Annotated in this window: 28 protein-coding genes, 1 tRNA gene and 1 riboswitch; of the genes, 7 read left to right on the forward strand and 22 right to left on the reverse strand. The window is 71.7% G+C overall.

Going from position 1 to position 25,317, the window contains the following annotated elements:
* Positions 1-13: 13 nt before the first annotated feature.
* Positions 14-1,693 (reverse strand): solute symporter family protein, encoded by a 1,680-nt coding sequence (locus RM479_RS11290; protein WP_311511831.1) that lies wholly within the window; start codon positions 1,691-1,693, stop codon positions 14-16.
* On the reverse strand, positions 1,693-2,073 hold the full coding sequence (locus RM479_RS11295; RefSeq protein WP_311511665.1) for a DUF485 domain-containing protein: 381 nt from the start codon (positions 2,071-2,073) through the stop codon (positions 1,693-1,695). Before RM479_RS11295 ends, RM479_RS11290 begins: the two co-directional genes overlap by 1 nt.
* Positions 2,074-2,377: 304 nt before the next feature.
* Positions 2,378-2,440: riboswitch (guanidine-III (ykkC-III) riboswitch) on the forward strand.
* Positions 2,441-2,469: 29 nt separating this feature from the next.
* On the opposite strand from RM479_RS11295, the gene RM479_RS11300 reads away from it, so the two are divergent.
* Positions 2,470-2,784 carry a DMT family transporter gene (locus RM479_RS11300; RefSeq protein WP_311511666.1) on the forward strand — a complete coding sequence of 105 codons (315 nt, stop codon included), beginning with the start codon at positions 2,470-2,472 and terminating at the stop codon, positions 2,782-2,784.
* Between the two features lie 67 nt (positions 2,785-2,851).
* On the opposite strand, the gene fdhD is transcribed toward RM479_RS11300, so the two are convergent.
* The 8 genes from fdhD to RM479_RS11340 all read right to left on the reverse strand — a co-directional run bounded on the left by fdhD (position 2,852) and on the right by RM479_RS11340 (position 10,538).
* Positions 2,852-3,688, reverse strand: a complete 837-nt coding sequence (gene fdhD, locus RM479_RS11305; RefSeq protein WP_311511832.1) for a formate dehydrogenase accessory sulfurtransferase FdhD — start codon at positions 3,686-3,688, stop codon at positions 2,852-2,854.
* Positions 3,689-3,739: 51 nt separating this feature from the next.
* Positions 3,740-4,240 (reverse strand): DUF2087 domain-containing protein, encoded by a 501-nt coding sequence (locus tag RM479_RS11310; RefSeq protein ID WP_311511667.1) that lies wholly within the window; start codon positions 4,238-4,240, stop codon positions 3,740-3,742.
* A gap of 120 nt (positions 4,241-4,360) precedes the next feature.
* Positions 4,361-5,164, reverse strand: a complete 804-nt coding sequence (locus RM479_RS11315; protein WP_311511668.1) for an HAD family hydrolase — start codon at positions 5,162-5,164, stop codon at positions 4,361-4,363.
* A gap of 50 nt (positions 5,165-5,214) precedes the next feature.
* A complete protein-coding gene (locus RM479_RS11320) occupies positions 5,215-6,126 on the reverse strand; it encodes an STM4011 family radical SAM protein (RefSeq protein WP_311511669.1) in 912 nt (303 codons plus the stop codon).
* Positions 6,123-7,466 (reverse strand): STM4012 family radical SAM protein, encoded by a 1,344-nt coding sequence (locus RM479_RS11325; RefSeq protein ID WP_311511670.1) that lies wholly within the window; start codon positions 7,464-7,466, stop codon positions 6,123-6,125. The genes RM479_RS11320 and RM479_RS11325 overlap by 4 nt, the downstream gene beginning before the upstream one ends.
* Positions 7,463-8,341, reverse strand: coding sequence for an STM4013/SEN3800 family hydrolase (locus RM479_RS11330; RefSeq protein ID WP_311511671.1), 879 nt, complete (start codon positions 8,339-8,341; stop codon positions 7,463-7,465). Before RM479_RS11330 ends, RM479_RS11325 begins: the two co-directional genes overlap by 4 nt.
* An 8-nt stretch (positions 8,342-8,349) precedes the next feature.
* Positions 8,350-9,471 (reverse strand): STM4014 family protein, encoded by a 1,122-nt coding sequence (locus RM479_RS11335; RefSeq protein WP_311511672.1) that lies wholly within the window; start codon positions 9,469-9,471, stop codon positions 8,350-8,352.
* Positions 9,468-10,538: an STM4015 family protein gene (locus tag RM479_RS11340; protein WP_311511673.1), complete on the reverse strand. Its 1,071-nt coding sequence runs from the start codon at positions 10,536-10,538 to the stop codon at positions 9,468-9,470. The genes RM479_RS11335 and RM479_RS11340 overlap by 4 nt, the downstream gene beginning before the upstream one ends.
* Between RM479_RS11340 and RM479_RS11345 the strand changes: the two genes are divergently transcribed.
* Entirely contained in the window at positions 10,537-10,680 is a 144-nt protein-coding gene (locus RM479_RS11345; RefSeq protein ID WP_311511674.1) for a hypothetical protein, read from the forward strand. The two genes, RM479_RS11340 and RM479_RS11345, sit on opposite strands and share 2 nt — an antisense overlap.
* Before the next feature lie 134 nt (positions 10,681-10,814).
* Here RM479_RS11345 and RM479_RS11350 read toward each other — a convergent pair whose 3' ends face one another.
* From RM479_RS11350 to RM479_RS11365, 4 genes are all read right to left on the reverse strand, one after another.
* Positions 10,815-11,825, reverse strand: coding sequence for an STM4015 family protein (locus tag RM479_RS11350; protein WP_311511675.1), 1,011 nt, complete (start codon positions 11,823-11,825; stop codon positions 10,815-10,817).
* A gap of 118 nt (positions 11,826-11,943) precedes the next feature.
* The gene (locus tag RM479_RS11355) at positions 11,944-12,966 is read right to left on the reverse strand and encodes an STM4015 family protein (protein ID WP_449589951.1); all 1,023 of its coding nucleotides are present in this window, start codon (positions 12,964-12,966) and stop codon (positions 11,944-11,946) included.
* Between the two features lie 55 nt (positions 12,967-13,021).
* On the reverse strand, positions 13,022-14,035 hold the full coding sequence (locus tag RM479_RS11360; RefSeq protein WP_311511677.1) for an STM4015 family protein: 1,014 nt from the start codon (positions 14,033-14,035) through the stop codon (positions 13,022-13,024).
* 71 nt (positions 14,036-14,106) lie between these two features.
* Complete coding sequence (locus tag RM479_RS11365) at positions 14,107-14,550, reverse strand: MerR family transcriptional regulator (RefSeq protein ID WP_311511678.1); 444 nt, start codon at positions 14,548-14,550, stop codon at positions 14,107-14,109.
* 76 nt (positions 14,551-14,626) lie between these two features.
* Between RM479_RS11365 and RM479_RS11370 the strand changes: the two genes are divergently transcribed.
* From RM479_RS11370 to RM479_RS11380, 3 genes are all read left to right on the forward strand, one after another.
* Entirely contained in the window at positions 14,627-15,214 is a 588-nt protein-coding gene (locus RM479_RS11370) for a class I SAM-dependent methyltransferase (RefSeq protein ID WP_311511679.1), read from the forward strand.
* A gap of 63 nt (positions 15,215-15,277) precedes the next feature.
* On the forward strand, positions 15,278-16,063 hold the full coding sequence (locus RM479_RS11375; protein WP_311511680.1) for a class I SAM-dependent methyltransferase: 786 nt from the start codon (positions 15,278-15,280) through the stop codon (positions 16,061-16,063).
* Positions 16,064-16,243: 180 nt separating this feature from the next.
* Positions 16,244-17,479: a phospholipase D-like domain-containing protein gene (locus RM479_RS11380; RefSeq protein ID WP_311511681.1), complete on the forward strand. Its 1,236-nt coding sequence runs from the start codon at positions 16,244-16,246 to the stop codon at positions 17,477-17,479.
* Positions 17,480-17,545: 66 nt separating this feature from the next.
* Here the strand turns inward: RM479_RS11380 and RM479_RS11385 are convergent, their stop codons facing one another.
* The 4 genes from RM479_RS11385 to RM479_RS11400 all read right to left on the reverse strand — a co-directional run bounded on the left by RM479_RS11385 (position 17,546) and on the right by RM479_RS11400 (position 19,904).
* Positions 17,546-17,782 carry a calcium-binding protein gene (locus RM479_RS11385; protein WP_311511682.1) on the reverse strand — a complete coding sequence of 79 codons (237 nt, stop codon included), beginning with the start codon at positions 17,780-17,782 and terminating at the stop codon, positions 17,546-17,548.
* 194 nt (positions 17,783-17,976) lie between these two features.
* On the reverse strand, positions 17,977-19,056 hold the full coding sequence (locus tag RM479_RS11390) for an SDR family oxidoreductase (protein WP_311511683.1): 1,080 nt from the start codon (positions 19,054-19,056) through the stop codon (positions 17,977-17,979).
* Between the two features lie 80 nt (positions 19,057-19,136).
* Positions 19,137-19,724 carry a TetR/AcrR family transcriptional regulator gene (locus tag RM479_RS11395; protein WP_311511684.1) on the reverse strand — a complete coding sequence of 196 codons (588 nt, stop codon included), beginning with the start codon at positions 19,722-19,724 and terminating at the stop codon, positions 19,137-19,139.
* A gap of 107 nt (positions 19,725-19,831) precedes the next feature.
* Positions 19,832-19,904, reverse strand: a tRNA-Arg gene (locus RM479_RS11400).
* A gap of 423 nt (positions 19,905-20,327) precedes the next feature.
* Here RM479_RS11400 and RM479_RS11405 point away from each other — a divergent pair.
* Positions 20,328-21,431, forward strand: a complete 1,104-nt coding sequence (locus RM479_RS11405) for a D-alanyl-D-alanine carboxypeptidase family protein (protein WP_311511685.1) — start codon at positions 20,328-20,330, stop codon at positions 21,429-21,431.
* Positions 21,432-21,470: 39 nt separating this feature from the next.
* Here the strand turns inward: RM479_RS11405 and RM479_RS11410 are convergent, their stop codons facing one another.
* The 4 genes from RM479_RS11410 to RM479_RS11425 form a co-directional block, all read right to left on the reverse strand.
* Positions 21,471-21,878 (reverse strand): MscL family protein, encoded by a 408-nt coding sequence (locus RM479_RS11410; protein WP_274808257.1) that lies wholly within the window; start codon positions 21,876-21,878, stop codon positions 21,471-21,473.
* Positions 21,879-22,005: 127 nt separating this feature from the next.
* Positions 22,006-22,659, reverse strand: a complete 654-nt coding sequence (gene cpaB / locus RM479_RS11415) for a Flp pilus assembly protein CpaB (RefSeq protein ID WP_311511686.1) — start codon at positions 22,657-22,659, stop codon at positions 22,006-22,008.
* A 332-nt stretch (positions 22,660-22,991) separates the two neighbouring features.
* On the reverse strand, positions 22,992-23,339 hold the full coding sequence (locus tag RM479_RS11420; protein ID WP_311511687.1) for an FmdB family zinc ribbon protein: 348 nt from the start codon (positions 23,337-23,339) through the stop codon (positions 22,992-22,994).
* Positions 23,340-23,516: 177 nt separating this feature from the next.
* Complete coding sequence (locus tag RM479_RS11425) at positions 23,517-24,137, reverse strand: 5-formyltetrahydrofolate cyclo-ligase (RefSeq protein WP_311511688.1); 621 nt, start codon at positions 24,135-24,137, stop codon at positions 23,517-23,519.
* Positions 24,138-24,288: 151 nt separating this feature from the next.
* Between RM479_RS11425 and galU the strand changes: the two genes are divergently transcribed.
* Entirely contained in the window at positions 24,289-25,218 is a 930-nt protein-coding gene (gene galU, locus RM479_RS11430; RefSeq protein ID WP_311511689.1) for a UTP--glucose-1-phosphate uridylyltransferase GalU, read from the forward strand.
* Positions 25,219-25,317 lie beyond the last annotated feature (99 nt).

Consider the following 25,317-nt stretch of genomic DNA (forward strand, 5'->3'; position numbering starts at 1 on the left):
TGTGGATCTCCTGTCAGTGGTCGGCGGCCTTCTCCGCGCCCGCGCCGGACAGGGCGCGGACCTGGAGCAGGGCGAACTTCTCGAAGTCCTGTTCCTTGGAGGACAGGGTTCCGATGACGGCGCACAGGAGACTGATCGGCACCGACACCAGAGCCGGGTTGGGCAGCGGGAACCAGGAGAAGTCCACGCCCTGGATGAGCGCGGTCTCGGACCCGGAGACCACCGGCGAGAAGAACACCAGGCCGACGGCGCTGATCAGACCGCCGTAGATGCCGGCCAGGGCGCCTCGGGTGTTGAAGCGCTTCCAGAACAGGCTCAGCAGCAGGGTCGGCAGGTTCGCCGAGGCGGCGATCGCGAAGGCCAGCGCGACCAGGAAGGCCACGTTGAGTCCCTGGGCGAAGACCGCCAGGACGATCGCCACCGTACCGACGCCGAGGGCGGCGATCTTGGCGACCCTGACCTCCTCGGTGCCGGTCGCCTTGCCGCGACGGATCACCGCGTTGTAGAAGTCGTGCGCCAGGGACGACGAGGACGCGATGACCAGACCGGCGACGGTGGACAGGATGGCGGCGAAGGCGGCCGAGGCGATGACCGCCAGCAGGACCGCGCCCGCCATGTCGCCGCCGATGCTCTGACCCACGGTCTGCGCCAGCTGCGGGGCGGCCGTGTTGCCCGCGGGGTCCTGGGCGCGGATGGCCTCGTGCCCGACCAGGGCGGCGGCGCCGAAGCCCAGCACCAGCGTCATCAGGTAGAAGGCGCCGATGAGACCGATGCCCCAGTTCACCGACTTACGGGCGCTCTGGGAGTCCGGGACCGTGTAGAAGCGGATGAGGATGTGCGGCAGGCCCGCCGTACCCAGCACCAGGGCCAGGCCCAGGCTGATGAGGTCGAGCTTGTTCCACATGGTCTGGAGCGGGTCGCCCGCGACCTCGACGCCGTAGCGCAGGCCCGGCTCCAGGAAACCGGCCTGGCCGCTGGCCTGGGCCGCGTCACCCATGAGGGCGCCCAGGTTGAAGCCGTACAGGGCCAGGGTCAGCACCGTCAACAGGGCGGCACCCGACATGAGGATGACGGCCTTGACGATCTGCACCCAGGTGGTGCCCTTCATGCCGCCGAAGGCGACGTAGACGGTCATCAGCAGGCCGACGACGACGATGCCGGCGATCTTCGCGGTGCCGGCGTCCATGCCCAGGAAGGTCTGGCCCTCCTGGATGCCCAGGAGCAGGGCGATGAGCGCGCCCGCACCGACCATCTGCGCCAGGAGGTAGAAGATCGACACCACGAGCGTGGAGATCGACGCCGCGGTGCGCACCGGGCGCTGCTGCATCCGGTAGGAGAGCACGTCGCCCATGGTGTAGCGGCCGGAGTTGCGCAGCAGTTCGGCGACGAGCAGAAGCGCGACCAGCCAGGCGACGAGGAAACCGATGGAGTACAGGAAGCCGTCGTAGCCGAACAGGGCGATCATGCCGGCGATGCCGAGGAACGAGGCGGCGGACATGTAGTCGCTGCCGATCGCCAGGCCGTTCTGGAGCGGGGAGAAGCTGCGTCCACCGGAGTGGAAGTCGGTCGCCGACTTGGTCTGACGGCTCGCCCACACGGTGATCCCGAGGGTGGCGGCCACCATGAGGGAGAACAGGATGATCGTGACGACGCGGGAGCCGTCACCGGCGGCGGCCTCTTGGGCGAAGTGCATCATGCGGAGCCCTCCTTCTCGCGGAGGGCCTCGCGCACCTCGGCGGCGGCGGGGTCCAGGTGGCGGCGGGCGTAGAGGGTGTAGCAGATCGCGATGCCGAAGGTCGACGCGAACTGGAGCACCCCGAAGACGAGGGCCACGTTCACATTGCCGAAGAGCACCGTGCCCATGACGTCCCGACCGAAGGCCGACATGAGGACGTACAGGAGGTACCAGGCGAGGAAGGCGATGCTCATCGGGAAGATGAACCGGTACAGCCTCTGCTTGAGCTGAAGGAAGCGCGGGTCGGAGTGCATGGCGATGGCCGCCTCCGCGCTCAGGGCCGTACCGTCGCCGTTGGGCGGCGGTGAGGCGTCCTTCGAGGACCGCTCGATCGTCATGGGTACTACCTCCGGGGGATGGCGGGACGGTGCGGTGTCAAGACTCGGTTTCTCGGATGTGACCTGTATTACTCGGCACTGTAAGCAGGCGCACTATCGAGCAGCAGGGGGTGCGCGTCCGCGCGCGCCGAACGCGGAGGTCGCGCGGCGAGCGGTCGCCCACCGCGCGATGAACGGTCGATCGAGGGGACGAACGGTCGGCCAACGGTCCCCGCGTGTGGGGAAGCCCTCCGAGGAGGGCGGAAGGTCCCGCCCGGACGGGACGTTGTACCGTGCACACCATCACCGCCCGCGCCCTCGCGCGGGCCAGGTCCCGAAGGACCCCGGACGAGGTGCGCCGTACCCGGTCAGGACAAGACGGCGTGGAACATCCGTTCTCGTCGTGGAGGTGTGTCGATGGCCTGGCTCGTACTGGTGATCTCCGGTCTGCTGGAGACCGCGTGGGCGACCGCGCTCAGCGCGTCGAGGGGTTTCACCCGACCGTGGCCGACCGTCGCGTTCGGCGTCACACTGGTCGCCAGCATGGCGGGACTGGCCTATGCCCTGCGCACCATCCCGGTGGGCACCGGATACGCGGTGTGGGTGGCGATCGGCGCCGTCGGCACCGCCCTGGTGGGCATGTTCTTCCTGGGTGAGGGGTTCAGCGTGCCCAAGGCGCTGTGCCTGCTGCTCATCGTGGCCGGGGTGGTCGGCCTCAAACTCCTGCACTGACCCCGCCTCGCGCACGCACCCCCGACGAAGGTCGGGGGTGCGCCCCGTCGGCCGGGGCCGGGAGCGGTCAGGGGGTGTCGGGGAGGACCACCCGGTGGGCCCCGGCGTACACGTTCATGGAGGTGCCGCGCAGGAACCCCACCAGGGTGATGCCCGCCTCCCGGGCCAGCTCCACGGCCAGCGACGACGGCGCCGACACCGCGGCGACCACCGGGACGCCGGCCATCCACGCCTTCTGCACCAGCTCGAACGACGCCCGCCCCGACAGCGCGAGCACCGCTCCCCGCAGTGGCAGCGCACCCTCCCGCAGGGCCCATCCCACGGTCTTGTCGACCGCGTTGTGCCGCCCCACGTCCTCGCGGACCACCAGGAGCCGGCCCCCGGAGTCGAACAGCCCCGCCGCGTGCAACCCGCCGGTGCGCCCGAAGATCCTCTGCTCCCCACGCAGCCGTTCCGGCAGTTCCGCCAACGTCGCGACGTCCACCCGGACCGGGTCGTCGGCCACCGGCCACCGTGCCCGCAGGCGCACCGCGTCCAGGCTCGCCTTCCCGCACAGGCCGCACGAGGACGTCGTGTAGAAGTTGCGTTCGAGCGACGTCTCCGGCAGCGGCACCCCCGGTGCCAGTGCCACATCCACCACGTTGAACGTGTTGGAGCCGTCCTCGGTGGCGCCCGCGCAGTAGCGGACCGCCCGCACGTCCTCGGTGGCCACCGCCACGCCCTCGCCCACGAGGAAGCCGGTGGCGAGGTCGAAGTCGTGGCCGGGGGTGCGCATGGTGACGGTCAGGGGATCTCCGTTGAGCCGGATCTCCATCGGCTCCTCGGCGACCAGGGTGTCGACCCGTTCGGTGGCGACCCCGTACCTGATCCGCAGGATCCTGTCCCGTACCGTGACCCGACCCACCGTCACCACCGCCCTCGTCCGCACCGCGTCGACGTCCGGTGCCCGTCCACGCTACCGGGCGGTCGACCGGTAGACGCCGCCATCGGCGCTCCGCTCCAGATACCCCTCGTCGACCAGGTACCGGCGCAGCGCCGAGTGGTCGTCGAAGCAGCTTCGCAGCGCGGTGTCGACCTGTTTCTCGTCGTACTCCGTACCGGGGGCGAACAGGGTGCGGGTGATCCGGTCGAGCACGCCCAGACGCAGCGCGCGGCGGGTCGGCATCGCCTTCAGCCGGCCGTCCCGGAACAGTTCGTCCACGGGATCCCCGGGCCTGGCGGGCCGCTGGTCGCGCAGCGCGGTGGCGAACGCGTCGGGCACCCACGTCATCCGGCCCTCCTCCTCGCGGACCAGGCCCGCCGAGGCCAACCGGGCCAGATGGCGGGCGGCGATCGGCCCCGCCGCCGCCACCTCCTCGGCGGGCACACCGGCTGCCCCGGCGACGATCACGCGGGCGTACAGCTCCAACCGTTCGGGGGCGGCGAGGGCGGAGGCGATCTGTGTCGGATGCGGCACGGTGGGCTCCCAGGGGTCTCTCGGGCGCGTGTCCGGGTCCGGAGTCCCCGGACCGTCGGCGCATGCGCACCCTAGAACGGTCGCTTCCGATCGGACCAGGGATTTTCGTCCCCGCCCGGATCAGGACAGCAGTTCCTCCACGACCCTGGCCACCCCGTGCTCGTGCGCGGGCGGGGCCACCCGCAGCCCCAACCCCGGATCCAGCAGCCCGGGGTGCCCACTGGCCATCGCGTACCCGGCCCCGGCCCATGTCAGCGCGGGCAGGTCGTTGGGCATGTCGCCGAAGGCCACGACCTCCTCGGCGGACACCCCCCATCGCTCGCACACCATCGCCAGGGTGCTGCCCTTGTCGACCCCCGAGGCGCTCAGCTCCAGCAGTCCCGACCCGCCCGAGTACGTCACCTCGGCCAGCGCCCCCACGGCCTCCACGGCGGTCTCGTGCAGCAGGTGCACCGGTGTCTCCTGGGACTGCACCAGGAGTTTGGTGATGGGCTTGGCCCGTGCCAACAGGGAGTCGGTGGAGTCGACCACCTCGCGCACCCAGTCGCGCGACATCCAGGGTGCGAGCCGGTACTCGGCGTCGTGGTAGAAGTCCGTGCCCGTCTCCACCCCGAAGCCCACGGTGGGCATGACACCGCGCAGCCTGGTCACCACGTCCCCCGCGGTGGCCACCTCCAGTGCCCGCAGCATCGGTTCGGCGCCGGGCAGTGAGGCCACCGCGCCGTTGCCGCACAACACCGCCGAACAGGTGAACTGCGCGGCGATGTGCCGGGTGGTGCGCGGGGGGCGCGCGGTGGACAGGACCAGCTTCACGCCGGCGGCCACGGCGGCGGACAGGGCCCGGCGGTTGCGTTCGGAGACCTGACCGTCGAGGCCGAGGAGGGTGCCGTCGAGATCCGTCGCGATGACCCGGGGAAAGACCATGTGTCGAATTATGTCGGTCGCCGCCGACGCTCCGGAAGGCGGCCACCGCCTCAGGTGACCAACGGGAGCATCCGTGGGCGCGCCGCCGGAACGCGTTCCACGATCCCGCCCCGGAAGACCTCGTACAGGTCGAGCGACTCCAGGTGCACGTACCCGATATGGCAGTCGCACGTGGTCAGCGGGCATCCGCGCGGGCCGAGCCGGGCCCGGAACGAGTCGTCGTACAGGTTGCCCATCGACTCGGAGACGAAGTGGCAGCGGCGCACGTTCCCGTCGCCGTCGACGGACAGCACACTGTCACCGGTCCGACAGGGCAGTCCTCCGCTGACGTGCGGGTGACGGCTGTAGTGGAAGTGCGGGTCCAGCGCCCGCCAGTCGTCCGCCTCGGTGTCGGTGTAGGTCCGCCCCTCGGCGGCGTTGACCCACAGGTACACCTCTTCGGGCAGGTCGGCGCGCATCCGCCGGGCCGCCGCCAGGTGCTCGGGCTCTCCCACCACCCCCACGCTGAACCGTACCCCCAGCTCCACCAGGCGCGTCGCCTTGGCCAGGAAGCGTTCGTGGGCGACCTGGCCGGGGTGGTAGGTGGTCCACAGCGCCACGGTGGAACGGTCGCAGTCGGCCAGCCACTCCACCCGGCCGCTCAGGTTGGTCTGGATCGCGACCCGTTCCACGTGCTCCAGCGCGCTCAACCGGACCAGCGCCCGCCGGTACCAGGACCGCACCAGGCCCTCGCCCCACGGGGTGAACAGCACCGAGATCCGGGTCCCGGGGTCCTCCCCGGCCCGTGCGGCCACCCAGTCCTCGAACCGCTCCAGGGCGGCCCGGTCCGCCCGCAGCGTCTCCGGGACGTCGCGCCGCTTGGCGAACGGGCAGTAGGGGCAGTCGTAGTCGCAACTGGCCAACGGACCCCGGTACAGCAGCGTCAGGTGGGGCGGCAGCGGCCGTGCGACGTCGGCCGTCATCGGGCCTCGTACTCGGCCATGAGGGCGTTCACCCGTTCCGAGAAGAACAGGGGCCCGATCGCGTCGGAGTGCGCCAGCCCCTCCTCGGTCAGCACGATCCGCTCGGTGGCGTCCCCCGCGACCCAGCCGCGCCGGTCCAGCGCGGCGAAGAGCCCGGGGAAGTCGTCCCGGGGACGCCCGCCGAACCGGGCCGTGTACCCGGCCGTGTCCATCCCCTCGGCCCGCAGCAGCGACTGGAGCAGGTGGCGTCGCCGCCGCTCGTCCTCGTCCAGTACGAACCCCACCTCGGCGTGCGCGAAGTCGGCGGGGTCCCGGCCGGTGTAGTCGTCGATGATCGACCGCACCCTCCCCACCCCCACCGCGTAGTCGAAAGAGTAGTGCGTGGAGGCGGTGTACGACCGGGCCCCGCATCCCAGGCCGACCATGCCGTCGGTCTGGCAGCAGTACTCGGGGCCCTCCACCGAGGGGGCGTCGGTCCGTCGGAACATCCGCATCGACACCTGCTCGTATCCGTGTTCGCGCAGGTGATCGCGGCCCTGTCGGTACAGGCCCAGCCGGTGGTCGTCCCACGAGCCGCCCCGTCGGCCCAACCCGGTGAGCGGTCGCACGTACAGCGGATAGAGATAGATCTCCTCGGGCTCGTGCTCCAGGGCGGTGTCCAGGGAGTACGCCCAGGTCCGTTCGTCCTGGCGGTCGATCCCGTAGATGAGGTCCACGTTGAGGTCGGCGGTGGTGTGCGCGCGGATCGCCGCCAGGGCCCGGTCGACCTCGGCGCGTCTCTGCGGCCGGCCGGCGGCGTGCGCCTCGGAGTCGATGAAGCTCTGCACGCCCATGCTGACCCGGGTGACCCCGCGCGCCTCCAACACCGCCAGGCGGTCGTCGGTGGCGGTGGCCGGCGAGGTCTCCACCGACATCGGGACGGCCGTCAGGTCCAGCCCGAACGCCGACTCCAGCACGTCGTAGACCCGGGCCAGCTCGTCGGCCTCCAGGTAGGTGGGGGTGCCTCCGCCCAGGGCGGCCCGCGCGAACCCGGCGCCCTCCGGCAGCACCTCCGCGACGGTCCGCGCCTGCCGCTCGAACGCGTCCAGGTAGGCGGCCACCTGTGCGGCGGGGGGCGTGGACCGGGTGAACAGGTTGCAGAACCCGCACCGCATCTCGCAGAACGGGATGTGCAGGTACAGCGACAGCGCCCGCACGTCCTCGTCCCGCCACAGGTCGGCGAGGAGCGGTCGCCGCCCGAACGGCCGGTAGGAGCTCTTGTGCGGATAGGCGTAGACGTAGGACCGGTAGGGGGAGTCGGGGGCCACGGGCTCGGTGGCCGGGACCAGGGACAGGGTCACGCGATCGTCTCCTCGGTGTCGGCGGGCACGGCGGTTCCGCTCGGCACGGTGTAACCGTGGGGCAGGAAGAAGTGGGCGTAGGGCACCGTCCACACGACCTCGTGCCCGATCCGGTGCCCGACGTGGCCGTCCTCGCCGTAGGCGGTGCCGTGGTCGGAGCACACGATCGCGAAGCAGGGGCGGTGCGCGGACATCGCCTCCAACAACGGCGGCAGTCGCCGGTCCACGTACTCCAGGGCGGCGGCGTGGCTCTCCCGGGTGTCCCCGGCCTCCGCGGTCGCCCCGGGCAGGTGGAACCAGTTGGGCTGATGCAGGGCGGCCACGTTGAGCAGCAGGAACAGCGGTCGCTCCACGGGTCGGGCCCGGGTGATCTCCACGGCCCGCGCCACCTGGTTCTCGAAGGAGCGCGGGTCGGCGACGCCGAAGGACTCCTCCCAGTGGCTCTCGGCGAACATGTCGGGGATCACCGAGCCCACCGCCGACCTCCGGTTGAAGAACCCGGTGCCGCCGACGCACGCCGTGTGGTAACCCTCGGCGGCCAGGCCGGAGGCCAGGTCGGGGGTGTCGAACGTCCACGTGCGCGGGGCGGTGGACACGCTGCCGGGGAACGAGGCCGCGAACAGGCGCGGGTGCGGTCCGGGCGCGGCGGGTGTGGGCAGGAAACCGGCGAGCATCGCCAGGTGGGAGGCGTAGGTGAAACTGCCGGGCGCGTGCCGTTCCTCCCACCGGCCGCCGGGCAGCAGCCGTGCCAGGTGGGGGATGCGCCCGGCCTCGGCCAGTTCGACGGCGACGTCGTACCGCAGGGTGTCCAGGGTGAGCAGCAGGATGTCGTGGCCGCCCACGACGGCGTTCATGTCGGGAAGGGTGGTGTCCATGGTGTCCTTCAGGATGCCCGGGCGGTCGGGGCCGCCGGGACGGGGTGGCGGCCGGTGTCCAGGGCGTGCAGTTGTTCGGCGTAGGTGTCGCGGCCCTCGTACAGCACCCCGGGGATGAGGTCGCCGAACGCGTTGACCTCGCAGATCGCGAACGACCGCCAGCCGGGGGTGGCCATCAGGTCCACCCCGGCGTGCAGGGTGGCGAAGCACCCGGCGGCGGCCTCGGCGACGGCCATCGCCTCGTCCCAGCGGTCCGGGCCGACCTCCGCCCTCAGCGCCTCCAGGTCGCCGCGGGCGTTGCCCAGGTGCAGGTTGGTCATGGGGGAGTCGGAGGAGCGCACCACCACGTGGCGCGCCTTCCCCGCGGTCACGACCACCCGCAGGTCGATGGTCTTCCCGGCGAACCCGGCCTTGGGCACCCACCGCTCCACGTGCAGCCCGTCGGGGGCGAGAGCGTCCACCACGGCGGCGACGTCCTCCTCCCGGGTGTAGGTGCACAGCCGCAGACTGTTGAACAGGGCGGGGCGGCCCTGGCCGTCCCGGGTCAGGTGGGCGGAGGTGACGGCGCTGACACGGCCCCCCGGGGCGGTGGCCAGGGCGATCACCCCGGACGCGGACGAGCCGTGGGCGGGTTTGACGAACACCCGGCGCCAGCGGCGCTCCTCCATGGCCTCCCGCAGTGCCCGGTAGCCCCCGAGGGGACCGGCCAGCGCGGGCGGCACCGGCACCCCGGCGGCCTCCAACCGGGCGTGGCAGCGGCGCTTGTCGCACATGACCACCAGGTCGTCCACGTCCTGGAGCAGGTGCGCGCCGGGGGCGGCGGCGACCGTCTCGGCGAGCCGGTCCAGCGCGGACCGGAACCCGGTGTGGTGGTCGCCGGTGCCCTCAGCCCGGTAGGGGTCGGGGTCGCGGTCCCAGCCGCGCAGGGAGCGCTCGGTGGCGACATCGCCGCCGGGGGAGTCCACCCGGACCAGGGCGTCGTCGGGCACCTCCACGGGGCCGGAGGCCAGGTCGCGCCAGGGCAGCACGACCGGCTCGGCCCACCCGGAGGCCGCGGCGGCGGCCCGGAACAGCTCCAGCCGCCGGTTCCCGGGGACGCCGACCACCACCAGGGGGCGTTCGCGGATCACTCGGAGACCGCCGTGTAGTAGTGGAGTTCGCCGTCCCATTCCTCGGGGGTCCGCGGGGCGGACAGGTTCACGCGCACACCGGGCAGGGCCGCGCCGATCTCCGTCCGCACCTTCTCGGACAGGAAGTGGTGGTGCAGGTCCAGCAGCTCCAGGTGGGCGAACGCGTCGGCGTGCTCGACGATCGCGCGACCGCCCTCGTCGGTGAGGTCGCCCAGCCCGAGGCCCAGCGACCGCACCCGTTTCAGCACCTCCGAACCCGCCAACGGGGCGATCCAGGAGTCGACGCCCTCGGTGTTGAGCAGGCCCAGGTACTCCAGTTCGGGGAACGCCTCCCCGGCCAGCAGTGGCGCCAGATCCTCGGGTGCGGCACCGCCCCCGTACTCGTCGGCGCCGAGCCACAGCTCCAGGCGTCGCAGGCCGGGCAGGTCGGAGGCGCACACGTCGCGCACCACCTCGGGGCGCAGACCGCCGCTCTCCACGGTCAGTTCCCGCAACCACCGGTGTTCGGGCAGGCGCAGGCCCAGGGTCCCGGAGCCGCCGCGCACCACCAGCCGGCGCAGCTTCGGGAACGCCGCCACGAGGGGTGCCAGGTCGGACAGGTCGATCCAGGAGATCTCGTTCTCCGACTGGAGGATCTCCCCGAAGAACAGGGACCTCAGCTCCGGCCAGTGCGGGGCCCGCTCGCGCAGCTCCCCGGCGACCTGTGCCGCGTCCATCTCCCCTTTCCCGTCGGGGGTGTGGCCGACGATGAGGGCGCGCACCTTCCGCGGGGGGACCAGTTCCACGAACCGGTCCAGGTACTCGGGCAGGGTCTCGAAGGGACGTCCCTTCCCCCGCAGGGTGAAGTGGTAGGGCGGTGGGACCGTGCGCAACCGCCAGGCGAAGGAACCCGGGTCGGCCAGGGCCCGGAAGAGGGGTTCGTGGGAAGGGGGGAGTTCGGCGTGGGGCTCACCGCGGTCGCGCGCCCAGCGCATGGCGGTGTCGAAGTCGTCGCGGATGCTCTCCCATGAGGTGAACTCCGCGACGGGAAGCCCGGCGAACTCGGTGATGTGGCGGGTGTTGGGCATGATCCACTCTGTAGGGGCCGAGCAGTCGGGGGTACTCGGGTTCGTCCTCGTCGACATCGGGTTCTCGGGGACCGGACAGGTCGACCCGCGCCCCGGCACGCCTTCGGCGGCCCGCGCGCTCTCCTTCTCGGACAGGCGGTGACACGGGTCCAGCGGTTCCCGGTGGGCGAACGCGCCGACGCGTCGGGTGATCGCCCGCCCCCGCTCACCGGTGGCGTGGGCCGGGGGGTCGTGGTCGGCCGACCCCGGAGGGGTGCGCCGGATGGGTGGCGTGGGTCATTCCGTCACCGAGGGGTAGAGCCGGTCGCCGTTCGGGACCTGCCGGTCGCCGACACGGACGTCGACGCCCGCCTCGGTGAAGGCGTTCCGGACCCGCCCCTCCATCTCCTCGGACATGTAGTGGTGCTCCAGGTCCAGCCGCCCCAGTTCACGGAAGACCGGGGCGTCGAGCAGCACCCGCGCGCCCTCGTCCGTGAGCGTGCCCATCGACAGGTCGAGAGAGCGCAACCGCCCCACCACGGGTGCGTCGGCCAGGGCGCGCACCCACACGTCGCTCTCCTCGGCGTTGCGCAACCCCAGGTGGTTCAGGTTCGGGAACGCCTCACCCGACAGCGTCCGGGCCAGGTCCTCGGGCGTGGTGTCGCCCCGGTAGTCCTCGACCCCCAGCCACAGTTCCAGCCTCTCCAGCCCGGGCGCCTCGGCGGAGTCGATCCCCCGGGCGACCGGGGCGGGCAGGCCCCCGCTCTGCACGGTGAGGGAGCGCAGCGCGTCGTGCCGACCGATGTCCAGACCCAACTGGCTGGTCTCGTGCATGTAGGGGTCGCCGGTGCCGCGCACCGTGAACTCGGCCAGGTTCGGGAACGCCGCGAAGAGCGGGGACAGGTCGGGCTGATGGATCCAGGAGATCTCCGACTCCTCGACGACGATGTCCCCGATGAACAGCGCCCTCAGGGCGGGGAACGCGGCGGCGTGCTCCAGGAGCGCGTCGCGGGCGGGGGTCCCGGGTTCCTCCGACTCGGAGGAGCCGGCCGGTCCGATCACCATGGCCCTGACCGCCGTGGTGTCCGCCGCCTTCACGAAGTCACCGAAGTACTCGGCGAACTCCTCCTCCGGCTCATAGCTGTCGACCCCCAACCGCCAGGCGTAGGCGTCCGGGGCGCGCAGGGCCGCGAGCTGCGCCAGCGGATCGACGGACCCGTACCGGGGTTCCTTCGAGGACATCTCCTTCGTGGACGTGTACTCGAACACCGGAAGTCCGGCGAACTCGCTGAGGTGAGCGTTGATCATGGGTATCGCTCCTGGCATGGGGCATCGGGTGAGCCATGTCTAGCACCCGGGGATGACGGACCGGCGAACTCGTCGGTGTCGTTCCGGGGTCTTCCACCGGCCCCTCGGCGGGCCCGGGTCACTCGGTGACCGACGGGTAGGAGCCGTCACGTTCCGCGTTGAGGCGTTCGGACAGGTCCACCTCGACCCCGACGGAGGTGAAGGCGTCACGGACGTGTACCTCCACCTCCTCGGACAGGAAGTGGCGGTGCAGGTCCAGACGGCGCAGCTTCCGGAACCCCGGGGCGTCGAGGAGGACCCGCGCGCCCTCGTCGGTGAGGGTGCCCATCGACAGGTCGAGGTCCTCCAACCGTTCCAGGATCGGGGCCTCGGCGAGCGCCCGCACCCACATGTCGGTGTGCTCGGCGTTGCGCAGGCCCAGTGACCGTACCCCGGTGTGGACCTCGCCGTTCAGCAACGGCGCCAGTGCCTCGGGTGAGGTGTCGCCGCCGTAGTTCTCCACGCCCAGCCACAGTTCCAGGTGTTCCAGGGCGGGGTAGTCGCCCGCGAGCACCTGGCGGGCCAGGTCCGCGGGGAGCCCGCCGCCCTGGAGGGTCAGGGAGCGCAGCGCCGGGTGCCCGTCAACCGGCAGGGACAGGGAACCCGTACCCCGGATGCCGAGGCGTTCCAGGGAGGGGAAGGAGGTCACGAGCGCGGACAGGTCGCCGTGTTCGAGCCAGGAGGCCTCGCACTCGTCATAGGTGAGGTCGGCGTAGAACAGCGATCGCAGCCCGGTCCACCGGGGGGCGCACGCCACCAGGGCGTCCCGGATCGGTTCGGGTTCCATGACCTCCATGGTCTCCTCGAAGTTCCCGATGACCAGGGTCGACACCGATTCCGGCGGCACCTCGGAGCAGAACCGCTCGTAGTAGCGGCGCACGAACTCACCCTCACCGGGCTCCCATCCCTCGGAGTCGCGCAGTCGCCAGGCGAACGAGCCCGGGGTGCGCAGGGCGGCGAGCATCGCCAGCGGGTCCGTCATCTCACGGCGGCCGTTCGGCTGTTTCCCGGCCCACTCGCGCTGGGCGGCCATGCCCTCCGGGGAGCGGTACTCGTACACGGGCAGCCCGGCGAACTCGGTCATGTGGGCGTTGAAGGTCACGGTGGACACCTTCCGGGTGTGTGGTGGGGGTGGTGATCGGAGGGGCGGAACGGGCTCACTCGGTGACGGAGGGGTAGTACCGGTAGGTCCAGCCGTCCTCGTCGTCCTCCCACTCCTCGTCATCGTCGTCGGGCTCCTCGCGCTGGGAGACGTCGATCGCGACGCCGGCCGCGGTGAAGGCCTCCAGGACACGCTTCTCCATGTCCTCGGACATGTAGTGGCGGTGCAGGTCCAGGCGGCGGAGTTCGCGGAATCCCGGGGTGTCGAGGAGGATCCGCGCGCCCTGGTCGGTGAGGGTGCCCATCGACAGGTCGAGGTCCTCCAGACGGCCGAGGATCGGGGCGTCGGCGAGCGCCCGCACCCAGCGGTCCGTGTACTGGGCGTTGCGCAGGCCCAGTGACCGTACCCCGGTGTGGACCTCGCCGTTCAGCAGCGGGGCGAGGTGTTCGGGTGAGGTGTCGCCGCCGTAGTTCTCCACGCCCAGCCACAGTTCCAGGTGTTCCAGGGCGGGGTAGTCGCCCGCGAGCACCTGGCGGGCCAGGTCCGCGGGGAGCCCGCCGCCCTGGAGGGTCAGGGAGCGCAGCGCCGGGTGCCCGTCCACCGGCAGCTCCAGTCCGCCGGTGCCGCGCACCGCGAACCGCTCCAGGCCCGGGAACGCGGCCAGGAGCGGCCCCAGGTCGCCGTGGTTCATCCAGGACACCTCGCAGTCCTGGTAGGTGAGGTCGGCGAAGAACAGGGAGCGCAGCCCGCTGAGCCGGGGCGCGCACGCCACCAGGGCGTCGCGCACCGGCTGGGAGTGCCCGGTGCTGATCGTCTCCGGGAGATAGCCGACGACCAGGGTCGTCACCGTCCCCGCGGCGGTCTCGGCGGCGAACCGGCCGAAGTACCCCTCGACCCCTCCCGACGCCTCCTCGGTCTCGGTGCCCCGGGAGTCGCGGAGCAGCCAGGCGAAGGCGCCGGGATCCCGCAGGGCCGCGAGCGTCGCCAGGGGGTCGTCCGCCCGCTGCGTCGGTCGGTACTCGAACACGGGAAGCCCCGCGAACTCGGTCAGGTGGGAATTGAACGTCATGGGTTCCTCGGGGGGCGTGAAGGGAGGAACCAGGAATAGCAGAACCGGGTGACGAACGCCGCGAGGGTGGGTCAGTCCCGCGCCACCGAGCCCCGCGTCGCACGCGCGTGGCAGCCCGACTCCACGCTCTTCTCCAGTATCCGGCGCAGCTCCGGGCACTCCAGCGCGTCCCCGGAGGAGCATTCCACCGCGTGCGCCACCAACTCCCGGGCGACCCGCAGCCGCTCCAGCCGCCCGTCCAGCTCGGCCAGGTGCTCGGCCAGCACCTCGCCGCGCCGCTCCGCGCGCGGAGCGCCGACCCACTCCCGGATGCGCTCCAGGCTCATCCCCGCCTCCTGGGCGCTCAGGATCAGCGCCACCCGCAACCGGTGCCCGGACGTGTACCGGCGCTGCCCGCCCACCCGGCGGACGGGCTCCAGCACCCCCATCGCCTCCCAGTGCCGCAGTACGTGCGGGGCCAGACCGAAACCGGCCGCGAGATCCCCGATGGACAACTCCTCAGCGCTTGACCTCATGTCGACATGAGGTTCCACACTGGGGGCCCGTGTCAAGGGGCGTGGGACGGGAACACCCGAGAGAGAGGGAATCACCATGGACGAGCGCACCGAACACGTCCGCGACGACTGGAACCGCATGGCCGCCGGGTACGACCGGGGCGAGCGCCTGCAACGGCTGTTCATGGGCCGCGTCCGGGCACGGCTGTGCGGCGCGGCCAGGGGACGGACCCTGGAGGTGGCCGTCGGCACCGGCCACGACCTGCCGTACCACCCCGACGGCGTCGAGCTCACCGGCCTTGACCTGAGTCCCGCCATGCTGGCGGCTGCCCGGCGACGGGCCACCGCGCTCGGCCGCCCGGTCACCCTGGTGGAGGGCGACGCCCAGGACCTGCCGTTCGGCGACGGTGACTTCGACACCGTCCTGTGCGCGCTGGCCCTGTGCGCCATCCCCGACCAACGGCGGGCCCTGACCGAGATGCACCGGGTGCTGCGTCCCGGCGGACGGCTCCTGCTCGTCGACCACATCGAGTACACCCGATGGCCGATGCGGCTGCGAGAGGCCCGCAAGGAGCGACCCCGCCGGTTGCCCCGCGCGGTGGCCGAGGAGGTCGGGTTCGCGGTGGACCGTCACGACCGGACCGCCCTCGGGCTCCTGGAGCTGGTCGTCGCCCATCGTCCCTGAACGCGTCGGGGACACGCGGTGTCGTGGCGGGCATCCCCGTCGCCCCGATGTGAGAGTGGTGTCATGGCCACACACAGTGAACTGCGCGACTTCTGGGAACGCCGCCTGGAGAAGGACTGGACCGAGAGCGGCGTCGGTTACCGCGCCCTCGGGCGCCCTTTCAACACCTGGATGTACAAGGTCCGCGAGGAGGTGTTCCTGCGCCGGGTGGGGCACCTGGGACTCATCGACCCGAGTGTCCTGGACGTGGGCAGCGGCACCGGCTTCTACGTCCGGCTCTGGGAGAGGCTGGGCGCCGCCGACATCACCGGCTGCGACATGACCGACGCGGCGGTGGAGCGGCTGCGCGCACGCTTCCCCGGCCACCGGTTCTCCCGCCAGGACGCCGCCGACCTCGACGCCTTCGACGACGACGCCTTCGACGCCCTGTCGTGCATGGACGTCCTGTTCCACATCACCGACGACGAACGCTACACCTCGGCGATCGGCGAGTTCGCCCGGGTCCTGCGCCCCGGCGGGACCCTCGTCATCTCCGAGAACTGCCTCCAACGTCCCGAGCAGCGCGGTGAGCACCAGGTCAACCGCACCCTGGAGTGGATCGCCGGCACCCTCGACAAGGCCGGGTTCGACCTCAGGCTGCGCGTGCCCATGCTGATGTTGATGAACGCCCAGGTGGACGCGTCCGTGCCGTGGCGCAAGACGTGGGGCGGGGCCCTGCGCGCCGCCACCCTCACCGGCCCCACCGGCTGGCTGGCCGGGGCCGCGCTCTACCCCTTGGAGCGGCGCCTCGTGCGCCGGCGCCGCGAGAGCCCGACCACCGAGCTGCTGGTGTGCCGGCTGCGGGGCTGAGACCCGGATCCGGCCTCCGAACCCCACGGGGCGTTTCCGGTGCCCACGACCCGACACGAACGGGTCGTAGGGGATCCCGTGGGGCCCGACACGTTACGGTTGGTGTCCACCTTGTGCCGGAAACGGCGGTCATGGGGACCGGACGCCCGACCGGGGGTCCGCCCTGCTCGGGAGGCGATCGTGCAACGCTCCACCATCAAGTCCGTGGCCAAGTGGGGACTGCTCGGTCTCCTGGCCACCCAGATCGCGGTGGCGGCGACGCTCATGGGCATCAACCACTGGCGGCGGAAGGTGCGCCCCCACCGGGCGTTCTTCCCACGGACGGAGCCGGAGGCGCTCCCCGTCGGGGACACCACCGCCACGGTGTACACGTACGGCGGGGACCTCTACGAGGACATGCTCGCGGCGATCCGGGGGGCCCGGCGCCGCGTCCTCTTCGAGTCCTACATCGTCAAGGACGATCAGGCGGGCAACGAGTTCAAGCGGGCGCTCATCGAGGCGGCATCACGCGGCGTCGAGGTGTACGTCATCTACGACGGGTTCGCGAACCTCGTCGTGCCCCGGTCGTTCTTCCGTTTCCCGCCCGAGGTCAAGGTGCTGCGCTACCCCGCTTTCCGGCCGGGTGTGCTGCTGCTCAACGTCCGCAAGTCCGGGCGGGACCACCGCAAGATCCTCACCGTGGACGGGGAGGTCGGGTTCGTCGGCGGTTACAACGTCGGCTCCCTGTACGCCACCGAATGGCGCGACACCCACCTGCGGGTCGACGGGCCCGCGGTGTGGGAGCTGGAGAACGCCTTCGTCGACTTCTGGAACTCGAACCGGAGCGCGCGCCTGCCCGAGCTGGGCATGTTGGGCGACCCGGAGTGGGACGCCCGGTTCCGGGTCCACCGCAACGTGCCCGAACAGCTCATCTACCCCATCCGGGCGATGTTCCTGGAGGCCATCGACCGGGCCAAGGACCACATCCTCATCACCCAGGCCTACTTCATCCCGGACCGGGAGCTGCAACGGGCCCTGGTGGACGCGGCCGGGCGCGGCGTGGACGTCAACATCCTCATCCCGGAGAACTCCAACCACGTGCTGGTCGACTGGCTGGCCCGGGGGCAGTACTCGGTGCTGCTGCGCGGCGGGGTGCGCCTGTGGCTGTACCAGGACGCCATGGTGCACGCCAAGACGGCCACCGTGGACGGCCGCTGGACCACCATCGGCACCGCCAACGTCGACCGGCTGAGCCTGACCGGCAACTACGAGATCAACACGGAGATCTTCGACGAGGGCGTGGCCCGGCATCTGGAGGAGGTCTTCGCCAACGACCTCACCAACGCGCGGGAGCTCACCGAGGAGGAGTGGCGGGGACGGCCCTTCGCCGCGAAGTTCAGCGAGATCATCCTGGCACCGTGGCGGCCCTTCCTCTGAGGGGCGGCGGGTTCGGGCCTTCGGGTCCCGGCGCGTCCGGACCGGGACCGCGTCCGGGGGACGGGATCAGCGGCGTCGGAACCGCTCTCCCGGCGGTGGCACCAGGCTGCTCGAAAAGAACGGGTCGGGCTCGACCTTGCGGGGGCGCGGGCCGCCCCAGTGCTGGGGGCCGGGGTGCGGCGGGCGGTGGAGTGCGGCGGCGATGGCGGACGGGGAACCGCCCCGCTGCCGGGAGCGCGCTCGGGAGTCGTCCGACGGCTCGTCGGCGTGGTCGTCGCGGCGCGGTCCGTCCGCAAGGTTCATTCCCGTGGCCCCCCGAATGGTGCTGGTGCTACCGCAGCCATCATCGAACGGCGACGCTCCGTTGTCATGGCGACACGGCGTACCCGCGGGAAGTCGGTGCCGACGGGTGAACGGTGCGCGGTGGATCGGCGGGTCCGGACCCGCCGCGGATCGGCCGCGGTCCCCCGCCGGGGCCGATCCCGCCGGTGCGGTCGTCAGCGCGGGGGCGAGCCGGGCGCGGCGGCCCCGTGGCCGAAGTCCTCTGCGACGAGCCGGGACGCCCAACGGCGCAGGGCCTCCTCCACCGGCGGGTGCGCCAGACCCGCGGCCCGCGCCAACCGGTCGGCGGAGGCGGTGTCGTAGCGGTCCTCCGAGAGGAACGACAGCCCTTCCGGGTCCACGCCCGTGAGCGCTCGCGGCAGTCGGCGAACGAGGCTGACGGGGACCGTCACGCGCGGGCGCCGCACCCCCAGGTGGTCGGCGATCAGGGACATCATCTCCGGCAGCGGAGGCGTCGCCCCGTCGAGGACCGTGTGCGACCGGAGGGGCCCCTCGTCGTACTCGGGGACGGCCGCGATGAACGCCGCCAGGTGGTCCACGGTCACCACCGGCAGGAAGGTGCGCGGGCTCCCCGGGAGCACCGCCAGCCGTCCGCGCCACAACCGTTCCACCAGCATGGACGGTCCGATGTACTGTCCCGCCTCACCCGTCGCCGAATGTCCGATCACGGTCGCCGGGCACACCATCGTCACCGGCACCCCCCGGTCTCCCGCGAGCAGCCGCACGGCCGTGTCCCCTTCCACCTTCGAGGCCTCGTAGGCGCCGAGACGCCGGTACAGGTCTCGCGAGGCCGCCGTCGGCAAGGGGAACCCGGGAAACGGCTCCCGCCCCACCCGGTACCCGGACACGTGCACCAACCTGCGCAGCCGGGGAAGGGAGGCCGCCCGATCGAGCACGTTCACCGCCCCCGTCACGTTCACCGCGCGGGCCTCGTCCACGGGCATCCCGAACCGGTACAGCGCCGCCGCGTTGAACACGTCCCGCACCCGTGCGAGCGACTCCCCGTCCGCGACGGAGAGTCCCAGACCGGGTCGGCCGATGTCGGCGGACACCGTGGTCAGCCCGGTGTCGTCCGCGCCGTGGTCGCGCAGCCACCGCCGCAGCCACTCGTCACGGCCGCCGCGTACCGTCGCCGCCACCGGTCCGCCCCTGATGAGCAGTTCCCGGACCACCCAGCGGCCGACGAACCCCGTCGCACCCACGACCAGGCTCTCCGGTGCCTCGTGCTCGATCATCGCCACTCCTTATCAATAGACCGATCTACATATTCTTTGTTCGTGGAGCAGGGCGGGCCCCACCTGTGTCCGGGTCGCGATCAGGCCGCGAGCAGCGTTTCGACGGCACGTGCCGCCCGGTCGAGCGGCGCCCGGTCGTGCCGGGTCCGTGCCAACAGCAGGGCGCCCTCGACCTGGGCGAGCGCCGCCTCCGCCGCCGTGTCCGCCTCCGGGCGCGAGCGCCCTTCGACGACCAGTCGATCCGCCAGCGCGCGCTCCCAGCCCGCGTAGACGGCCGCGCAGATCTCACGCAGCCGTTCGTTGCCCCCGCGCTCCGGTGAGCCGGAGACCTCCAGGGCCACCGTCGCCACGGGGCATCCCTTGTCGTAGGCCGAGGCCTCCAGGCGCGTGGCGAGGACGTCGAGCAGGCGTCGGACGATCCCGACCGCGTCGAGGCCCTCGGCCTCCGCCGCGGCGAGCAGATCGTCCACCTCCCGGCCGCCCTCGGCCAGCGCGTCGGCGACCAGTTGGTCCTTGCCGTCGGGGAAGTGGAAGTAGAGGGAGCCCCTCGGCGCCCCGCTCTCCGCCAGCACCCGGTTCAGGCCGGTGCCGAAGTACCCCTGGGCCTCGATCAGTGCCCGGGTGGCCGCCACCAGTCGCCCGCGTGTCTCCTCGCCCTTGATGCCCACGCGTTCAGAGTAGACCGGTCGTCATATTTTGGCAATGGGGCGGGTCGGGTGCCCGGGGAACGCGAACGGGCGCCGTCCCCGGAGGAACGGCGCCCGTTCGCGCACGGCGGCCCCAGCAGGATTCGAACCTGCGACACCCGCTTTAGGAGAGCGGTGCTCTATCCCCTGAGCTATGGAGCCATGGGTCTGGTGGAGGTATGCGTTGCCCCGCCACCGGGCCAAGCCTAACCCAGGATAGGCGTTCTCCGGGTGTCGATGGGCGTCCGGGCCCTGCGAGTGGGGGACCCTGCGTGCATGGCGGAGTACTCTGACCTACGATTGGTTGTCCTGGTGGCGTTGTGATGTTCTTCATGAGGACTGGGGGGTTTCGCCCTTCAGTGTCCCGAAGCCACACGGTGCGGTCGGGGTCTTCGACCCGCGACACCGTGATGACCAGCCATGACATCGGAGACCGGAAAGGGCGCGTGGAACCGGGGAGCCTCTTCCCCTGGATATCGCGCCGCTCGGTCGGCCGTTCTCACGTGACCGCAAGTGGACATGTAGTACGTTGCCTTGCGGCCACGGGTAGGCGTTCGAGGATTAGTAGCAGCCGGAGGAGCATTCGTGCCGTTCACCTCTGATTCGGTACTGCGGGGAACCCGCGTACCGGAGGGCGGGACGCTGGTCGCGCTCGCCGGCCGTCACCGTGCCCGGTTCGCGCGGACCGTGACGTTGCTGCTCGTGACCACGCTGCTCGTCGTTCCGCCGCCGCCGCTGGCCGTCGCGCCCGCCGAGGCCAGCCTGGAGGACCTTCGCGAACGGGCGGAGCAGTCCGCCCAGGAGCTGGAAGAGGCCAACGACGAGTACGTCGAGCGCCAGGAGGAGTTGGAGGAGGCCCAGGAGGAACTCGTGGAGACCATCCACGAACTCCAGCAGACCGAGCTGGAACTCGGCGAGATGCGCGAGCCGCTGGCCCGGCTCGCCAGCACCCTCTACCAGCAGCCGAGCGCCGGCGCCCTGGGCGCCCTGGTCGCCGGTGACCTGGACGAGGACCTCCAGACCCAGTCCTACGCGGCCAAGCTGTCGGAGAACAACCAGACGCTCATCCAGGACGCCACCGATCTGCGCGACGAGCAGATCGAGCTGGCCGGGCAGGCCCAGGAACTCCAGACCACCACCCAGCTGGAACAGGCCTCCCTGGCCGCCGAGGTGGACCGGCTGCGCGAGCAATCGGAGGAGAGCAGCCAGGCGCTCACCGACGAGCTGGAGGCGCTCGGCATCGATCCCGACGCGTACATGGCCGCCGCCAACTGCGATCCGAGCAAGGCCTCACTCGCCCAGGGGCACCCCAACGGTCTGCTGCCGTCGGAGGCCCTGTGCGCGCTTTACGACGACAAGTTCCTGCGCGCCGACGCCGCCGTCGACTTCCTCGAACTCAACATGAAGTACGTGGACCGCTTCGGCGAGAACATCTGCATCACCAGCGCCTATCGGGACCTGCCCAACCAGCACCGCGTCTACGCCGAGCAGCCGCCCGGCTTCGCGGCCGTCCCCGGCACCAGTAACCACGGTCTGGGCCAGGCCATCGACCTCGGCTGCGGTATCCAGAACTTCCGCTCCGAACGGTGGAACTGGATGGAGACCAACGGCGCCGATCACGGGTGGATCCACCCGGCCTGGGCCAAGTCCAGTCCGTTCGAGCCCTGGCACTGGGAGTACACGCGCTGAGCGTCCCGGGGGCGGCCCGACGGACCGCCCCCGGAGTGGTCAGGAGACGGTCTCCGGGACGACCTCACCGGTGCAACCGGAGCACCGGACGGCCTTCTTGCTGATGTCGCTGAAGCAGTACGGGCATTCGCGAGTGGTGGCCTCCTCGGCCTTGATGAACTTCTGCATCAGCTTGGCCAGCGGCAGCACCACGAAGAAGTACACGATCGACGCGGTGATCAGGAACGAGATCAGCGCGTCGATGAACGCGCCGTACAGGAACCGGCTGCCGTTGACCTCGAAGTAGAGATCGCCGAAGGTCGGGACCCCGCCGAAGATCCCGATGAGCGGGGTGATGAATCCTTCCGTGAACGCGGTGACGAGGTTGGCGAAGACCGTACCGATCACGACCGCCACCGCGAGTTGCACCAGGTTCCCCTGGAGCAGGAACTTCTTGAAGCCTTCCATGGCAAAGCCCTACGTGTCTCGTGCGTGCTGTGCGGAGCGCCCTCACCGGGGTGTCGTGCCCGCTCGGAGCGGGCGCGGGGGCATGGGGGAGAGCGCCCGGCCAGCTTTCACGACAAAAGGTCAGTGGTCAACCGCGGATGGTGATGGACAGCCGGGACCCCGTGGCGTGTCCGGCCAGTTCCCGGGCCTCCTCGGGGGTCGCCGCGATGAGGATGAGCGCACCCGCCTCGCCTCCGTGACGGGTCTCGGCCGGGACCGCCAGCACCGGTCGGGCGCCGACCACCTCCGTCGCCGGTCCCGCCCGGGCCGGGGCGAACTCGTCGTGGCCCCGGGCCGCCAGCACGTCCACCCGGTCTCCGGGGGAGAGCAGGGCCACCGCGCCGGGATCGGCGACCCGGACCGGGACGGCGACCAGGTCGTCGCCGTAGGGCCGTGTCGGTGGATCGGCCAGCCGGGCGTCGGTGATGACCTCCCCGCGGCGTACCGGGGCGTTGAGGGAACGGCCGACGACCTCGGTGGACGGGGGCAGGGCGCCTCGGGGCGCGGTGGACTCGGGCAGGGCCGCGCGGGTGAGATCGCCCTCGGAGAGCGGGCCGGAGGCGTCCAGGTCGCGGGCGGCGACCAGCACCTCGACGGTGGTCGGGGGCGGCGGGCGTACCGCGAGTACGCCGCCGATCAGCGCGGCGGCGGTCAACAGGGCGGCGAGGGTCCGCCGGTGACGGTCGACGAACCGGGTGAGCGCCCGGCGGTGACGGTAGGGGAGACGGGGGGCGTTGGTCATGCCTCAACGCTAGGTCGCCGGAGGAGGGGTGGGCCGGTTGTCCACAGGCCCTTTTCCGAGGAGGTCGGTCGTCTGGGCGGACACCGTCCCGGGCAGGCCCGTGCCGCAGGCACCGTGCCGGGATGTCGGGCGGGCCGGTGCGGCGGGGACCCGTTCCGTCGTCCGGGGCCGCTACCGGGGGCGTGGTCGGACGTCGGTGGTCCCGGTGCGCCGGTCCAGCGGTCGCGCCGGGTGCGCCGTCGCGGCGGGGGCCGGTTCCGTCGTCCGGGTCCGGACGCGCCGCGCGCCGCCGAGTACTCGGCGGCGCGGAGTCCGATCGATGGCGGAGGCCGTCAGCCGGCGGTCGCCGCGGTCGTCGTGGCGGTGGTCGCCTTGCTCTCGCTCTTGGGGGCGGAGGTCGACTCGGTGCTCTTGGTCTCGGTGGTGGAGGACTTGCCCTCACCGGAGGAGCCCGTCGAGGCGGCGCCCGCGCCGGAGCCGGTCAGGGAGGAGCTGTTGGAGGTCTTGCCGCTGTCGGTGCGGTAGAAACCGGAGCCCTTGAAGACGATGCCGACCGCGGAGTAGACCTTGCGCAGGCGCCCCTCGCACTCGGGGCAGACGGTCAGGGCGTCGTCGCTGAAGCTCTGCACGACCTCCATCTGGGCGCCGCACTCGGTGCACGCGTACTGATACGTAGGCACTGTTCGGGTCCTCCTTGCTGGCACTCTCGCCCGTTGACTGCTAAATAGTACGCGCTCGGCGGCCGGGGCCGTGACAGCACCTCATGGGGAACGCACTCGTCACAGGGAACGCACACGTCGGGGGCGTCGGTGGCGACCGGAACACGATCGTCGGTGACAACGCCCCCGACCGTCCGGTTAATCCCCTCGATTCCGGTCCGGCCACACCCCGGAGTCGAAGACGCGCAGTCCGCCGCCCGGCGTGATCACGGCGTCCACCCTCAGGTCGTGCGCCTCTCCGGGGACCTCGTCCACGAACTCGTCGTCGTACACCACGGCGATCGCCGGACAGTGGGGCCCCCGCAACGCCAGCGCCCGGTCGTAGCATCCGGCGCCCCGCCCCAGTCGGCCGCCGGACCGGTCCACCGCCAGCGCCGGGCACACCATGGCGTCCACGGTGGCCGGCGCCCCGACCCCGTACCGGTGCCCGGTCGGCTCCAGCAGTCCGTGCCCCGCCGGGGCCAGGCTCTCCGGGCCGTCGTAGGCCGCCCAGTCCAGGTTCCCGTCGGGCAGGAAGATCGGCAGCAGCACGTACGTGCCCCGTTTCCACAGCGCCGTGATCAACCGGTGGGTGCCCGGTTCGGTGCCCACCGAGTGGTAGCAGGCCACGGTCCCGCTCATGGCCAGCCAGGGCAGGTCCGTGAGAGCGTCGCGCACCACCGAGCCGGCGCGCTCGCGCTCCCCGGAGTCCATCGCCCGGCGCGCGTCCAGGAGCCGCCGCCGCATCCTTCGCTTCTCCGACCGTGCCGTCTCGTCCATGCCCCCAGTCTGGCAGCGGACCTCCACCGATCCCTTCCGGTGAACACCGGGTGGCATTCGGGAGGCTTCGTCCGGAAACCGTCGGGACTTCTCGGGGCGCCGGTCGGGTCGTGGCGCACCGGGTGACCGGCGACTGGCCTAGAGTGCCGACATGAACGCCAGCGACCAGACACGGACCGACAACGCCCCCGCCCCCGTCACCAAGGCGGTCATCCCGGCGGCCGGCCTCGGCACCCGCTTCCTCCCGGCGACCAAGGCCACTCCCAAAGAGATGCTCCCGATCGTGGACAAGCCCGCGATCCAGTACGTCGTGGAGGAGGCCGTCGCCGCCGATCTGCGCGACGTTCTCATGATCACCGGGCGCAACAAACGCTCCATCGAGGACCACTTCGACCGCGCCTACGAGCTGGAGGAGGCGCTGGAGGCCAAGGGCGACACCGAGCGGCTGCGCTCGGTCCGCGAGCCCAGCGGTCTGGCCCAGGTGCACTACGTCCGTCAGGGCGAACCGCGCGGCCTGGGGCACGCGGTCCTGTGCGCGGAGGCCCACGTGGGCGACAACCCGTTCGCCGTCCTGCTCGGCGACGACCTCATCGAATCCGCCGACCTGCTGCGTCGCATGATCGAGGTCCGGCACCGACACGGCGGCAGCGTCGTGGCGCTCATGGAGGTCGAGCCCGAACAGGTCTCCCTCTACGGCTGCGCGGGCATCGAACCCACCGACGAGGACGACGTCGTCATCGTCACCGACCTGGTGGAGAAGCCCGCGCCCGAGCAGGCCCCCAGCCGGTGGGCCGTCATCGGCCGTTACATCTGCGACCCGGCGATCTTCCCGATCCTGCACGAGACCCCGCCCGGCCGGGGCGGCGAGATCCAGCTCACCGACGCCCTGCTCGAACTGGCCCGCCGCAAGCCCGAGGACGGCGGCACGGTCCACGGTGTCCTGTTCCGGGGCCACCGCTACGACACCGGCAACAAGGCCGACTACATCCGTACCGTCGTCGACTTCGCCTGCCGCCGCCCCGACCTCGCCGACGAGCTGCTGCCGTGGCTGCGCGAGTTCGTGGACCGCCAGGGGACGTGACGCACGGTCCGGGGACGGGCGCCGTGCGCGGGCCCCGGAGGTGGTGACAATGGGGCGTGGGCGCCGCCGGGATCGTTCGGCGGCGCGCGCGTTCCGACC

Source organism: Nocardiopsis lambiniae (assembly GCF_031845465.1).
Taxonomy (GTDB): Bacteria; Actinomycetota; Actinomycetes; order Streptosporangiales; family Streptosporangiaceae; genus Nocardiopsis; species Nocardiopsis lambiniae.